This window comes from Rossellomorea sp. LJF3 (genome assembly GCF_037046045.1).
Lineage (GTDB): Bacteria > Bacillota > Bacilli > Bacillales > Bacillaceae_B > Rossellomorea.
In genome coordinates this window covers 30302-42921 of the sequence record NZ_JBANLY010000026.1, presented here as the reverse complement: position 1 = coordinate 42921, position 12620 = coordinate 30302, and the positions used below count along the sequence as shown (strand labels likewise).

Sequence of the window (12620 nt, the reverse complement as noted above, 5' to 3'; positions counted from 1 at the left end):
GAGAGAGCCCCCTTTTTCTTCTAAAAAAATGGCCCGTTTGGAAAAATTCACTCCAAACGGGCCATTTTTTATTTAACTATCTCTGAGAGGCAATAGTTCTTCAGTGGCCTCGCGTCTAAGCCCACTCTTTTTATAGGAACCGATTAAACTTCTTCACTTTCCCAAAGGACCTCACTTTTGTCGGGATAAGTTTTTTCGATGTGCTGTTCACCCCATGCACATAACATATCCAGAGGCTCTTTTAACGACCATCCGTATTCTGTCAGTTCATACTCAACCTTTGGAGGGACCTGATTATAAATGATCCGGTTAATGACTCCATCTGCTTCAAGTTCCCTCAATTGCTGGGTCAACATTTTCTGAGTTATTCCAGGCATCAAACGTTTTAGTTCACTGGTTCTCCGCTTGCTTTTAATCAAATGACAGAGGATGACGACCTTCCACTTGCCACCAATCACTTCCAAGGAAGCTTCTACGGGTATATTGTATTTTTTCATATCATTGCCTCCCCATCTATGGTCGAATACTATATAGAATCAGCTTCAAGGAAAAGGAATATCCCATTTCCTTGAAGATACATTTCACTATTATTATAGCGTACACATCTAAAAGGTCCATAGGGTACTTTAGGGTGCCTATAAGGGGAGCGGGAAAAATTAAAAAGCCTTCCATAATAAAGTGGAAGGCTTTTCAATGTGAAACATTTTTAATTAATGGCCACCTGGGTATCCAGAGTGAAGGACAGTCATAATTGTAAACCATCCAAAGACACCTAATGTCGCCAGTGAGAAAAGGATTCCCATTGCATTCTTGTTTTTGAATGTGCTTACTACTGCGAATAAAGCTAATAATGTAACCAGTGAAGTAATAATTACAAGACCCATTTATATGACCCCTTTCATTAAAATGCGTTTTACTGACTCTATTGTAACATTATGTACATAAATGCACCCATTAACATTTTATAGGTTTTTCTTCTGTTTGTCGAGGTCAAAAAGTTTGACACTTCTATGTCGCCCCATTTTTATGATAATGGAAGTTCTGATACAATAATAGTATCACAAATGGAGGTGGAAACGTTGCAATGGAAACAAATGCCCTTAGGCCCTTTGCAAACCAACTGTTATATCCTATGGAACACTAATAATGATTGTCTGGTCATTGATCCCGGAGGAGAAGGGGAGAAACTGACACAATGGTTGGAAAATCAATCATTGTCACCGTTAGCCATCCTTCTCACTCATGCTCATTTTGATCATATTGGAGCGGTCGATCAAATGAGGGACCACTTCAGCATCCCTGTATATGTACATGAAAAAGAGGCTCAGTGGTTATTGGATCCTTCATTGAATGGATCACAGCTATTCATGATGGGGGAACACGTCAGACTGAAGCCAGCGGATTACATACTGACAAATGAAAAGAACTTGAAAATTGGTGATTTTCAGCTGCAATTATTCGAAACACCTGGTCATTCACCCGGTAGTATTTCTTATTATGTACAAGAATGTGGAATCGTATTAGCAGGAGATACTTTATTCATGGGAAGTATCGGACGATCTGATTTGCCAGGTGGAAATCAGAAAGAACTATTAGCAAGTATTCACGATAAGCTATTGACCCTGCCTGAAGATACCACGGTTCTACCAGGTCACGGTCCTGAAACGTCGGTAGAAGCGGAAATGGATTCCAATCCCTTTTTAAACGGCTTTTAAATAAAAAAATCCCTTCAGCTAAAAGCTGAAGGGATTTTTTTTAGTGTCCTCCTGCACCAGGAGTCATCATAAAGGTCGTCCAATAAGTAAAACCTGCAAAGAACACTGTTAAGTAGGCACCGAAAACATAAATATACATGCGTTCGGACAGTTTTAAATAGCTAAGCATAATGAAGAATCCGGTTTGGCCTAAAAAGATTAATGATGTCGTGGTCATATCACCAAGATAGAACATAACGGCAAAAATACCAGTCCAAAACCCAAGAACTCTAAACATACGATCCATATGTAACCCTCCTTTGCACCCTAAGTCCATCACTCAATATTATAAATGAATACTACCATAAAAGTAAATATGTGTTTGAAGTTAGTTTGTGACGAATGCTTGTTAACTAAACATGAAACTTTCATTAACTCTATTCTTTTCTTAGTTTTTATCCTGAACCAGTTTATGTAAAAAAATAATCACAAATTTCCAAGTGATATCACTGTACAAAAGTTATACAATTAATATACAATATGTTTAACGAATAAGAAGTTCAATTTCAAGGAGGTCAATAAAGTGAACAACCTTACATTTTTTACTTATCCAAGCTGTACCTCTTGCCGAAAAGCCAAAAAGTGGTTAACCGCACATTCCGTCGATTTTGATGAAAGACACCTATTCAGAGAGACTCCTACACATAAAGAGCTAATGGATTTATTATCCTTAACGACAGATGGTCTTGATGAGATACTTGCCACGAGAAGCCAAACGTTCAAAGACTTGGGAAAAGACGTGAACGATCTTCCGTTATCAGAAGTGATCAAACTAATCATCGATGAACCCAAACTTCTTCGCAGGCCCCTTTTGACAGACGGAAAAAAACTGGTCGTCGGCTATAATCCAGAAGGACTTCAGAGTTTGGCGAACAAAAACAGATCATTGAAGAAAAGCAGCTAGATGGTTGAATTGAAAAAGGCAGGCACTTGAAATTCAAGTGCCTGCCTTTTTCAATGGTTATTAAGTTGTCGGGGCTGAACGAGCCGCCTCCGCTTTTCGATTATCCAGCTGCGGGGCTTAGAGGCTCGAGGTCATAAGCTAAGGAACCCAAAAAGGCAAAGAGCGCCTTTCCGGGTTCCTCATCTTATGCTTGTCGCCTCTGGGCAAAGCCCCTCCGCTTTAAATACTGGGCTAGCTGGATTCGAACCAACGCATGTCGCAGTCAAAGTGCGATGCCTTACCGCTTGGCTATAGCCCATTGAATCGTCTTTACAAAGTATAGTATGGATGTATTTTGAGGTTCTATTCATGCATTATTAAAAAGTTTTTAATATGTTTTCGGAATGCATTGTCTGTTGTAATAAGGGTTTGGCTGATATTGATAATAGTATGGAGGACAATTGAAGTGTGTTTGTCGTACTGGTGAATGCCTCTCTTGTTCTAGGCAGCCCGGACCGATGTACGTGCCTGGCTTTACTTTCTCTGTCGTTTTGATCCATGCGTTTTCATTCATGCAATAATTTTGAGCCATGACGCTTGAGGGTGTAAGTTTTAAAATATCGGAGCCAAGGACAACTTCTGGAACGGGAGAATTAAATATAGCGAGTAGGTGGGTATTGTCCTTCCTGGCTTCTTCATAATGCCACCATCCTTGAGGTACATTCGCCACTTGTCCAGGCGAAATCCGGTAATTTAGTATCTCTTTCGTAAATGGATTAAGTATGGAGACGATGGCTGCACCGGAAATACAATAGACCAGTTCCGCAGCATTTTGGTGGTAATGAGGTTCTACAAAGTTGTGTTTACTTAAATAGATATCAAGGAGTGAAGTATTGTCCAATGTATTAAGCTGATTTACTCCTAATATATTGATCAGGTTTTGATTATCTTTTTTGAATAGGGGACTTTCATTCACATCATAAGAGAATTGAGCATCTGGAGAAGAATAATCCATATATTTCGTCATGGGATGATCACCACTTTCGGATGGCTGACTTTCTTATTTAATATATGGGTGGGCGGTTGAAGTGTGAATCGGAGAGAGACATAAAGTTTAATAAAACTTTCGAAAAAAGAAGGATTTTGCCAATTAATGTCGTATATTTACTTTAAGAAAACAGAAAGGTGGTGCCAATCCATATTTCACTCAGTCGAATCATTATCGGAAGTGATGATCGGAGAAGCTTTCAGCAATGATGCAACAGATGTACATTTGATTCCCAGAACGAAAGATTACTTGATTCAATTCAGAAAGCTCGGGGTACTGGTTCCGTTCCAGACCATAGACCCGGATCAGGCAGACCGCTTGATTGCCCATCTGAAGTTCATGGCCTCCATGGATATCGGAGAAAAGCGTAAACCCCAAAGCGGCTCCTTCAGCCTAACCGTAAAAAACACACCCCTATCTCTTAGAATTTCCACCCTGCCAACCACCCACTTAAAAGAAAGTCTCGTTATTCGGATACTCCCACAAAAATACCAGATTCCCATCGAAAAAATGTCACTATACCCGTCATCAGCTAAAAAACTTCTTGCACTTCTTATGCATTCCCATGGGCTCATCCTGTTTACAGGACCGACCGGAAGTGGTAAAACGACGACTTTGTATTCCCTCGTGCACCATTGTTCCGTCGTCCTGAACCGGAATGTGATCACCCTTGAGGATCCCGTGGAGAAGCAGCATGATGAAATGGTGCAGATCCAGGTAAATGAAAAAGCTGGGATTACGTACTCCACGGGATTAAAAGCCATTTTGCGGCATGATCCCGATATCATCATGGTGGGGGAAATCCGGGACCGGGAGACGGCAGAGATTGCGATACGGGCGTCCCTGACAGGTCATTTGGTTATATCCACCTTGCATACAAGGGATGCAAAAGGGGCGATATATCGCTTGATGGAATTGGGGATCGAGTGGCATGATATCGAACAGACGCTGCTCGCTGTATCTGCTCAGAGGTTGCTGAAGCTCATCTGTCCGATCTGCAAAGCAGAATGTGGCGGTCAATGTCTTAGGGGGAAAAACCGCAACAGGGCTTCTGTCTATGAAATCATTACGGGAAGTGCTTTGAAGGAAGTATTGAAAGAGGCTAGGGGTGAGACGGCGGAACATCAGTATCGCACATTGCAGGCTTTAATATGTAAGGGGGTGGCACTCGGATTTGTTTCAGAACATGAATATAGGAAATGGGTTCATGAAGAAAAGCGATGATCAGGGTAAATTTCTGAAGAGGCTTGGTGACCTCCTTCAAAAAGGCTATTCCTTTACAGAAGCCATCGACTTTCTCTTGCTTCCCAAAGAAAAGAAAACCATCAAATTAAAAAAGAGATTGATCGGCTCCCTCCAAAAAGGAGAGTCCATTTCCTCCGTGATGAATAAACAACTCAACATCCCCGCTCATGTCAGCGCACAGATTTTTTTCGCCGAGCACCATGGCCAAATGGGACATACCCTGTCTGAGGCAGGAAGCTATCTCATAAAAAGAAGAAAAAATCAGGAGCAATTGCAAAAGGTCTTTCAATACCCACTCATGTTAATTTTCATATCCATCATGATGATGGTATTACTTCGAAAGGTATTATTTCCAAGATTTCAGTCCCTTTATTCCTCGATGGGCTATGAACCTTCAGCCAAACTTACGTATCTTTTATACTTCATCGAGAACTTCCCCATGATTTTCTGTGCAGGATTACTGTTTCTTCTGCTTCTGACAATCGTCTTTTTCCTTTTCAGAAAGAAAATTTCCCCTGTGAAGCTCTCGGTTGCCGTGTGTCGTATACCATTTATCTCCACTTATATGAAGCTTGGTCATTCCCACTTTTTTTCAAGGGAATTAAGCTTCCTGCTCTCAAGCGGAGTATCCATCACGGAATCCCTTCTCATCATCGAAAAACAATCATTCCGTCCGACCTTACAATACATTGCCAGCCGTTGCATCAAACAACTTAAAGCCGGGATGCCTTTTCATGAGTGTTTTTCCACTATGCCTTTTTTTCAAGAGGAAATGTCATTCGTTGTCCAGCATGGGCAGACGAACGGAAGATTGGCAGAGGAGCTTCGTATTTACAGTGATATCTGCTTTCAGGAATTAGAGGAGAAAACACATGCCTGGCTCAAGTATATCCAGCCTGCAATCTTTACTTTTGTCGGACTATTCATCATGGCGATCTATTTCTCCATCATGATGCCTCTCTTTCAAATGATGCAGGGAATCTAAAAAGAAATCCATACCCAGGAGGGAAAATATGATCAAAAATGAAAAAGGATTCACATTAATCGAAATGATGATCGTTTTGCTCGTCATTTCCGTCTTGCTTTTTATCACGATCCCGAATGTCACAAATCAGAGTAACTCCATCAACTCTAAGGGCTGTGAAGCATTCGTTCATATGGTGGAAGGGCAGATTGAAGCGTATAAAATGGATGGGAATACAGATCCAGTGACCATAGATACCCTGGTTGCCGATGGTTATCTGAACGATGACTATAAAGCCTGCCCCGACGGAAGGGCCATATCCATCGATACTGAGGGGAAGGTGGTGACAGATGATTAATGATGGGATAAAAGCTGAACGGGGATATACCCTCGTTGAAATGCTCATCGTCTTATTGATCTTTACCATTTTATTATCGTGGGTTGGTTTTTCCATCGTCCCTTTGAAAGACCACACTGAAAAGGAACTGTTCATTTCTCAGCTCGAATCAGACCTCTACCAGATCCAGAGTTACAGTATCAATCATCAAACACCTCTCTTCCTCACTTTTTATCCATTTACAAATAAATATGTTGCTAAAACGGACGCAAGACAAACGATTGTTTCGAGAGAGCTTCCTGACGGCATACAGATAAATTCTACGAACAGCCTGGAAGAAATCACTTTTTATCCTGATGGAAATACAAACCGATTTGGCAGGGTGAATTTTAAAATGGGAGATATCACCTTGTTTCTGATGTTCCAAATTGGTCAAGGGAGATTTTATGTACAGGAATACTAAGGGTTTCTCATTACCGGAAACACTAGTCGCGTTTAGTTGTGTCCTCATGATTTGCGGCTTGTTCATCCCTTTCCTCATTCATTATGCGTCGGGGCTTCAAAAGCTCCAACGTGAAGTGGAAGCATTGAAATTCCTTCGGGAAGGGGTGGAGGAGGCAATCGTTACACATGAGTTTGTCGACCATTCAAGAACCTATAAGGGGGTCAGGTATGAGCTCGTTTGGGAAAGCGGAGGGAGTGGTGAAGCATGTGTGCGCTTTGATGAAAAGACGGAGACCTTCCATGAAGTTTGTGTCGGGACGGATGGATGAGAAGGGGTTCACATTGATTGAAGCTCTGTTAAGCTTTAGTTTGTTTTGTATGATTTCCCTCAGTATTCCCCTGATGATGAAAGGTTTTTCAACGATCAAGCATGATTTGGTCCCTCCCCGTTATTATGAATGGAATTTATTTCATGAAAGTGTAAGAAATGAATTAAGGAATGCAAAGGATGTAAATGTAATGACCAATCAAATCTCCTTCGTCATGGACGGGGAAACGATTCTGTATGAAAAATATAATCAGTCCATCAGAAGGAGGGTGAATAATAGGGGTCATGAAATCGTCCTTCAGTCAGTGGATGGGTTTGAGTTTAATGTCATCGATCAGGGGGTGCATTTGGATCTGGAATTTGAAGGTGGGGAAAAAGTGGAAGGGAACTTCTTCTACTTTTCAGCGATTGAGGAGGGATTCTCTCCTTAACAATAGCGGGTTTATTCTCCCGTATACACTGCTGCTATTGATGATTGTCCTGGTTTTAGCACTTGCATCAAAAGATTTGTTTATCAGTAAGTATCAGTATCTCTCTAATATTAAGAGTATCCAGGAAAGAAATGTAAGTGTCTCCCACGCTATCTTAATGGAAATCGAGAATGGACCACATCCTTCGGGGGATGTAAAAACCAAATTTGGTGATATCATGACCACCAGTCAGATGATTAACCCGCAAGAAGTCCAATTGGAAGTGACATTTTCACGGGATAAGAAGGTTTTTCTTCCTGCGACGGTTGTGTATAATAGGGAAACAAAACAAATCATACGTTGGGAGTAGAATATGAAACCGATTTTCTTTATTGGCTTTATGGGGGTAGGAAAGACAACGATCGGAAAACGACTTGGAGACGTATTGAATCTTCCGGTTATCGATATGGATCATTATATTGAAAGTATAGAAAAAAGTGCAATCAAAGATATCTTTCTTCAGCATGGTGAATCGTATTTCAGGGATCTGGAAACCAAGGTGCTCTTTGAATTGGAAAGTGAAGAAGCCATTATCACTACTGGTGGGGGAGTGGTGGAAAGAAAGGCGAATCGGGATTTTCTAAGGCAGAACGACTCTGTGTTCCACTTAACATGCTCTTTTGATGTACTTTGGGAAAGGCTTGAAGGGGATGAGAATCGTCCTCTGGTACAAAATAATTCAAAAGACAAATTATCGGACCTTTTCGAACATCGTTTTCCCCTGTATGAAGAAGGGAGCTCTGTGACCATTCATACAGATCATAAATCTGTCGATGAAGTGGTTCAAACGATATTGCCCTATATCGAGAGTTAGGCTGTATAATTTCCGTTCGAATGGGGATACTGATAAAAGCGGAAGGTGGTGCTTTTATGTCAGTAAATGATTATGTTAAGTTCATAACACAAACATTTGTCCAGCATTATGAAAAATCACCCCATGAACGTAAAACATTAAAAAAGCAGAGAAAGAATGAGCGGGAACCATTTCTCTTCAGGTGGTTCGGCATCATCCCATATGCTTTCATGATCATGTTCAAGAAAAATAAATAATGGAAAAGGATTACCTTTATGGTAGTCCTTTTTTTTGATAGCAGAAGGGGGAGAAATAAAGCTTGCCTCCCCCTGAATCCTCACTTTGACTGATGCAGATAAAAAATCCCGCCGTTTATGACTTCAATGGTGATTTTCGGTTCATACTGCTCCTTTAACGCCTGCTGTTCAAGAAAATAAGATTCAGGCTTTTCTTCTTGATCTCCATAGAAGTGATTCAGAAGTTGAAGGTCCTCCTCCCAGGCTTTCCTTGCTTGTTCCGCCCATTCGACGGGCTCCCTTTTAATTTCTTCATAAAGATAAGTCTGAATCCGGTTCACCCCGCTTTTCGGCTTGATGATCGGTGTCAAAGTGAATGAGAAGTCAGGAATCTTTGGCGTCAGATTTTTGGATAATAATGATGAATGAAAGTCCTCTTCTATGACGCCGTTGATCAGGTTCAATCCGATGCTCTTAATGCTGTCTTTCTTTCGATTGGATTGATAGGATATTTTAATATTCAGGCCCAGCCAAGGGTGCAGGGGCGTCTGCTGTCCGCTTGGTGTGTAGCGGTTCTCATATAGTCGGATATACCCTGCCAAATTTCGCGTCGAATGAAAGATCTGATGCAGCCGCGGGGAACCAAAGTGAATCGGTTCTCCTTTCATATCTTCCGGGGCCTGGTCGGGATTCGTGACGAGAGATAATGTCATAGGATTTGGTGTCCCGCCTGTCTTTTCAAGATAATGCCAGTAGAACGGACGGTTCATAAGCTCTTTATCCAAATCGATGGTCAGCTGTACGGTCATATATCCATTGCCGTTCGTAACCATATCACAGCCGTTGGCGACGAAGTACCTCTCAAGAAATCGATGAATTTCGTGCTGCTGCATTTGATTTCTCCTCCTTTAATTGTTCAGCGAATTGAATCATACTCGTCAAATTTTCCATTTTGATCTTCATTTCCCCTTCTGTACGGGAGGAGGAGAGGATGTCTGTAACATGCTCTTCAAAATCCCTGAAATCAAGGCGCGTCAAGATTTCGTCCAATTGTCCGATCACCCGCTCAAAAAGATTGATTTTTTCATACAGAAGCTTCAGGATATGTTCTTCAACGGTATTCTTAGTTGCAAAGTTATAGATATGAACATCTTCCGTCTGGCCGAGGCGGTGCACACGGCCTATACGTTGCTCAAGCCTCATGGGGTTCCAGGGAAGGTCGAAATTGATCACGTGATGGCAGAATTGAAGGTTGATTCCTTCTCCGCCGGCTTCGGTGGCGATCAGCACCTGCGCATGCTTCTGGAATAGTTCACGCATCCAGTCTTTTTTTCCACGCTTAAATCCTCCCCTGAATGGGACCGAGCTGATTCCATGCTGCTTCAAAAACCATTGAAGGTAAAGCTGTGTCGCCCGGTACTCCGTGAAAATAATCACTTTATCATTAATCGATTGTACGATTTCCAATGCTTTCTGAGCCTTGGAGTTCATCGTGACATTTTCTACTTTTTTCATCAAAGTCCCAATCACCTGTTGGAAGGCCGGGGTAGGTGATTCCTTCTTTTCAAGCATATTCTTCAAGGTGTAAAAAACAGCTTCACGTGAGCTGCATGCTTCTCTTTGTAAAGTCAAAAGGGAGAAGGAACTTGAATTGGCCCAGTCATCATATCTCCCCCTGAGCAGATCGATACTGTTATACAGATCTCTTTCGGCTTCATTGAAATCGATCAACACCGTCTTCACATGGCGCTTTGTCCATTCGATACCTGTATCCCCACGTCTGTTACGGATCATCACTTTGTTAATGAGGCTCTTTAAATGTTCATCCTCCTGAAGCGAACGATCTCCTTTTTTATATCTGTCTGTAAATCCTGATTCATTGCCAAGATGCCCCGGCTTTAATAGGGAAACGAGATGAAAGATTTCCTCTACACGATTTTGGATGGGCGTGGCAGTCAAAAGCAGGCAGAATTTTTTCTTTAGATTCTGCACAAATTCATAGTTTTTTGTTTTATGATTTTTCAGTTTGTGAGCTTCGTCAATGATCACCAAGTCATAATTCTGTTCATACACCTTTTCCCTGTGAGGACTTCTTTTAGCAGTGTCCATTGAAGAGACCACGATGTCACATTGATCCCACACATAGCTCTTTCTCTGGGGCACGGCGGGAATGAAGAACTTGCTGTTCAATTCATAAGCCCACTGAGAAACGAGGGAAGCGGGAACAAGGATCAATACTTTTTTTACTAATCCCCGAATCATGTACTCTTTTAATATCAATCCTGCCTCGATCGTCTTCCCGAGTCCGACTTCATCTGCAAGGATGGCTTTTCCATTCATCGTTTCCACAACCTGCTTCGCTGCTTCCAGCTGATGAGGGAGAGGGGTGACGTTTGCCAAATGTTTTGGAGCCTGGAGGCCTTCAAAGTTCGGAATTGCAAGATGGTGCTCGAATTCGATGGCGAGCTTATAAAGTTCCCAGTTTCCCCATGGTCCATCGTTTTCGATTAAATTCCCGAGACCTTCTCCCCACTCTTCATCAAACATAACTTCAACATTCATCTGAAAAACATCTCCTTAATTCTTATAAAAATGATTGCTCAAAACTCGTATTTAATGGTAGGATGAAAATAGATTTTCAATTGTTAGAAAAACTCGAAAATCCGAACATTCACATTTACAACATTTCTTCTGTATATTTCTAGTATGACCAATTGTTTCAAGGAATATTGGCGAATGATGACAAGGGGAGAGACTGTGCATACAGCGCCGAAGGAGCAAGCACGTTTAAGTGTGAATCTCTCAGGCAAAAAGACTCTTGTTGGACGCAACTCTGGAGAGTGTTTCCTACCCAGGAAACCACCAAAGGGGAAAGCCGTTCTTCGGTAAACTTTCAGGTGCCAGGACAGAGAAAACTTCTTTATGAAAAGGGGTTTTTCTGTCCTTTTTTCATGGAATAAAACGTGGTTAAGGATTATGCATGTAAGGAAGATAAAGGGGGAAAAGTCATGTCAGAGTTAAAACAAACACCTTTATACGAAGTGTACAAAGAGTATGGAGGAAAGACCATCGACTTCGGTGGCTGGGCTTTACCAGTGCAATTCTCGAGTATTAAGGAAGAACATGAAGCGGTACGTTCCCGGGCAGGTCTATTCGACGTTTCTCATATGGGAGAAATTGAAGTGAAGGGTGAAGGGGCTCTTGACTACTTACAAAAAATGATGACGAATGATGTCTCCAAAGTGAAAGACGGAGGCGCTCAGTATACGGCTATGTGCTACGAAAACGGTGGGACGGTCGATGATTTACTTGTTTATAAGATAAAAGACAATGATTATTTGCTTGTTGTCAATGCAGCAAATATAGATAAAGATTTCAAATGGCTGAAAGAACACCAGACAGAAGAAGTTGAGATTAACAATATCTCTGAAAATATGGCGCAATTGGCACTTCAAGGTCCGATTGCTGAAGAGGTTTTACAAACAATCACAAATGAACATGTATTGAGTGACATCGGATTTTTTAAATTTCAGACTGAAGTGAACATAGATGGAAAGCTCGCACTCGTTTCCCGTACAGGTTACACAGGGGAAGACGGATTCGAGATTTACTGTGATGCAGGTGATGCGGCTGCGATCTGGAAGGCAATCCTGGCTGCCGGCAAGGAGAGAGGCGTCCTTCCGTGCGGACTTGGTGCACGCGATACATTGCGTTTTGAAGCGAATCTTGCCCTTTACGGACAGGAATTATCCCAATCGATCACACCGATCGAGGCGGGAATCGGTTTCGCTGTCAAAGTGAATAAAGAGATTCCATTCATCGGTCAGGAAGTACTGAAACGACAAAAAGAAGAAGGTGCCCCTCGAAAGATCGTGGGTATCGAAATGATCGACCGCGGTATTCCCCGTCATGGCTACAAAGTATTTTCAGGTGAAGAAGAAATAGGGGAAGTCACAACAGGGACGCAATCACCTACATTAAAGAAAAATATAGGATTGGCATTGCTTAATAAAGAATTCACTTCACTGGATACAGAAGTACTGGTTGAAATCCGAGGGAAAAAGCTTAAAGCGAAAGTGGCATCAACACCTTTTTATAAAAGACCAAAGAAATAGGGG

Annotated in this window: 18 protein-coding genes, 1 tRNA gene and 2 riboswitches; of the genes, 12 read left to right on the top strand and 7 right to left on the bottom strand. The window is 41.8% G+C overall.

What is annotated here, in order from left to right:
• Positions 1-143 precede the first annotated feature (143 nt).
• Both V8G47_RS18490 and V8G47_RS18485 read right to left on the bottom strand, forming a co-directional pair.
• Positions 144-497, bottom strand: a complete 354-nt coding sequence (locus V8G47_RS18490; protein ID WP_336201368.1) for a winged helix-turn-helix transcriptional regulator — start codon at positions 495-497, stop codon at positions 144-146.
• Positions 498-710: 213 nt separating this feature from the next.
• Positions 711-884 (bottom strand): DUF2759 domain-containing protein, encoded by a 174-nt coding sequence (locus V8G47_RS18485; RefSeq protein ID WP_034757672.1) that lies wholly within the window; start codon positions 882-884, stop codon positions 711-713.
• Positions 885-1079: 195 nt separating this feature from the next.
• Between V8G47_RS18485 and V8G47_RS18480 the strand changes: the two genes are divergently transcribed.
• Positions 1080-1715, top strand: a complete 636-nt coding sequence (locus tag V8G47_RS18480; protein ID WP_336201367.1) for an MBL fold metallo-hydrolase — start codon at positions 1080-1082, stop codon at positions 1713-1715.
• A gap of 40 nt (positions 1716-1755) precedes the next feature.
• Here V8G47_RS18480 and V8G47_RS18475 read toward each other — a convergent pair whose 3' ends face one another.
• On the bottom strand, positions 1756-2001 hold the full coding sequence (locus V8G47_RS18475; RefSeq protein ID WP_034757675.1) for a DUF2626 domain-containing protein: 246 nt from the start codon (positions 1999-2001) through the stop codon (positions 1756-1758).
• Positions 2002-2277: 276 nt separating this feature from the next.
• Here V8G47_RS18475 and V8G47_RS18470 point away from each other — a divergent pair, with 276 nt between their 5' ends.
• Positions 2278-2658: a Spx/MgsR family RNA polymerase-binding regulatory protein gene (locus V8G47_RS18470; RefSeq protein ID WP_261750359.1), complete on the top strand. Its 381-nt coding sequence runs from the start codon at positions 2278-2280 to the stop codon at positions 2656-2658.
• A 226-nt stretch (positions 2659-2884) separates the two neighbouring features.
• Here the strand turns inward: V8G47_RS18470 and V8G47_RS18465 are convergent.
• Together V8G47_RS18465 and V8G47_RS18460 are read right to left on the bottom strand one after the other, a co-directional pair.
• Positions 2885-2956 (bottom strand) — tRNA-Gln (locus tag V8G47_RS18465).
• A gap of 69 nt (positions 2957-3025) precedes the next feature.
• Positions 3026-3664, bottom strand: a complete 639-nt coding sequence (locus V8G47_RS18460; protein WP_336201366.1) for a cupin domain-containing protein — start codon at positions 3662-3664, stop codon at positions 3026-3028.
• Between the two features lie 126 nt (positions 3665-3790).
• On the opposite strand from V8G47_RS18460, the gene comGA reads away from it, so the two are divergent.
• From comGA to V8G47_RS18415, 9 genes are read left to right on the top strand one after another with little or no spacing between them, the layout of a single operon-like run.
• Complete coding sequence (comGA, locus tag V8G47_RS18455; protein ID WP_336201365.1) at positions 3791-4909, top strand: competence type IV pilus ATPase ComGA; 1119 nt, start codon at positions 3791-3793, stop codon at positions 4907-4909.
• Entirely contained in the window at positions 4893-5915 is a 1023-nt protein-coding gene (gene comGB, locus V8G47_RS18450; protein WP_336201364.1) for a competence type IV pilus assembly protein ComGB, read from the top strand. Before comGA ends, comGB begins: the two co-directional genes overlap by 17 nt.
• A gap of 28 nt (positions 5916-5943) precedes the next feature.
• A complete protein-coding gene (gene comGC / locus V8G47_RS18445) occupies positions 5944-6252 on the top strand; it encodes a competence type IV pilus major pilin ComGC (RefSeq protein WP_442970875.1) in 309 nt (102 codons plus the stop codon).
• The gene (gene comGD / locus V8G47_RS18440) at positions 6245-6694 is read left to right on the top strand and encodes a competence type IV pilus minor pilin ComGD (protein WP_336201363.1); all 450 of its coding nucleotides are present in this window, start codon (positions 6245-6247) and stop codon (positions 6692-6694) included. Before comGC ends, comGD begins: the two co-directional genes overlap by 8 nt.
• Positions 6678-7004 carry a type II secretion system protein gene (locus V8G47_RS18435; protein WP_336201362.1) on the top strand — a complete coding sequence of 109 codons (327 nt, stop codon included), beginning with the start codon at positions 6678-6680 and terminating at the stop codon, positions 7002-7004. Before comGD ends, V8G47_RS18435 begins: the two co-directional genes overlap by 17 nt.
• Positions 6976-7434 carry a competence type IV pilus minor pilin ComGF gene (comGF, locus tag V8G47_RS18430; protein ID WP_336201361.1) on the top strand — a complete coding sequence of 153 codons (459 nt, stop codon included), beginning with the start codon at positions 6976-6978 and terminating at the stop codon, positions 7432-7434. The genes V8G47_RS18435 and comGF overlap by 29 nt, the downstream gene beginning before the upstream one ends.
• A 40-nt stretch (positions 7435-7474) precedes the next feature.
• Positions 7475-7783 (top strand): hypothetical protein, encoded by a 309-nt coding sequence (locus V8G47_RS18425; RefSeq protein WP_336201360.1) that lies wholly within the window; start codon positions 7475-7477, stop codon positions 7781-7783.
• Positions 7784-7786: 3 nt separating this feature from the next.
• Positions 7787-8287, top strand: a complete 501-nt coding sequence (locus V8G47_RS18420; protein ID WP_336201359.1) for a shikimate kinase — start codon at positions 7787-7789, stop codon at positions 8285-8287.
• A gap of 56 nt (positions 8288-8343) precedes the next feature.
• Positions 8344-8523: a YqzE family protein gene (locus V8G47_RS18415; RefSeq protein ID WP_034757956.1), complete on the top strand. Its 180-nt coding sequence runs from the start codon at positions 8344-8346 to the stop codon at positions 8521-8523.
• An 80-nt stretch (positions 8524-8603) separates the two neighbouring features.
• Here V8G47_RS18415 and V8G47_RS18410 read toward each other — a convergent pair whose 3' ends face one another.
• Together V8G47_RS18410 and V8G47_RS18405 are read right to left on the bottom strand one after the other, a co-directional pair.
• Positions 8604-9395 (bottom strand): YqhG family protein, encoded by a 792-nt coding sequence (locus V8G47_RS18410; protein WP_336201358.1) that lies wholly within the window; start codon positions 9393-9395, stop codon positions 8604-8606.
• On the bottom strand, positions 9364-11064 hold the full coding sequence (locus V8G47_RS18405) for a DEAD/DEAH box helicase (RefSeq protein ID WP_336201357.1): 1701 nt from the start codon (positions 11062-11064) through the stop codon (positions 9364-9366). Before V8G47_RS18405 ends, V8G47_RS18410 begins: the two co-directional genes overlap by 32 nt.
• Positions 11065-11238: 174 nt before the next feature.
• A riboswitch (glycine riboswitch) is annotated at positions 11239-11330 on the top strand.
• Between the two features lie 3 nt (positions 11331-11333).
• Positions 11334-11413, top strand: a riboswitch (glycine riboswitch).
• Positions 11414-11510: 97 nt separating this feature from the next.
• Between V8G47_RS18405 and gcvT the strand changes: the two genes are divergently transcribed.
• Positions 11511-12617: a glycine cleavage system aminomethyltransferase GcvT gene (gene gcvT / locus V8G47_RS18400; protein ID WP_336201356.1), complete on the top strand. Its 1107-nt coding sequence runs from the start codon at positions 11511-11513 to the stop codon at positions 12615-12617.
• The last annotated feature ends 3 nt before the right edge of the window (positions 12618-12620 follow it).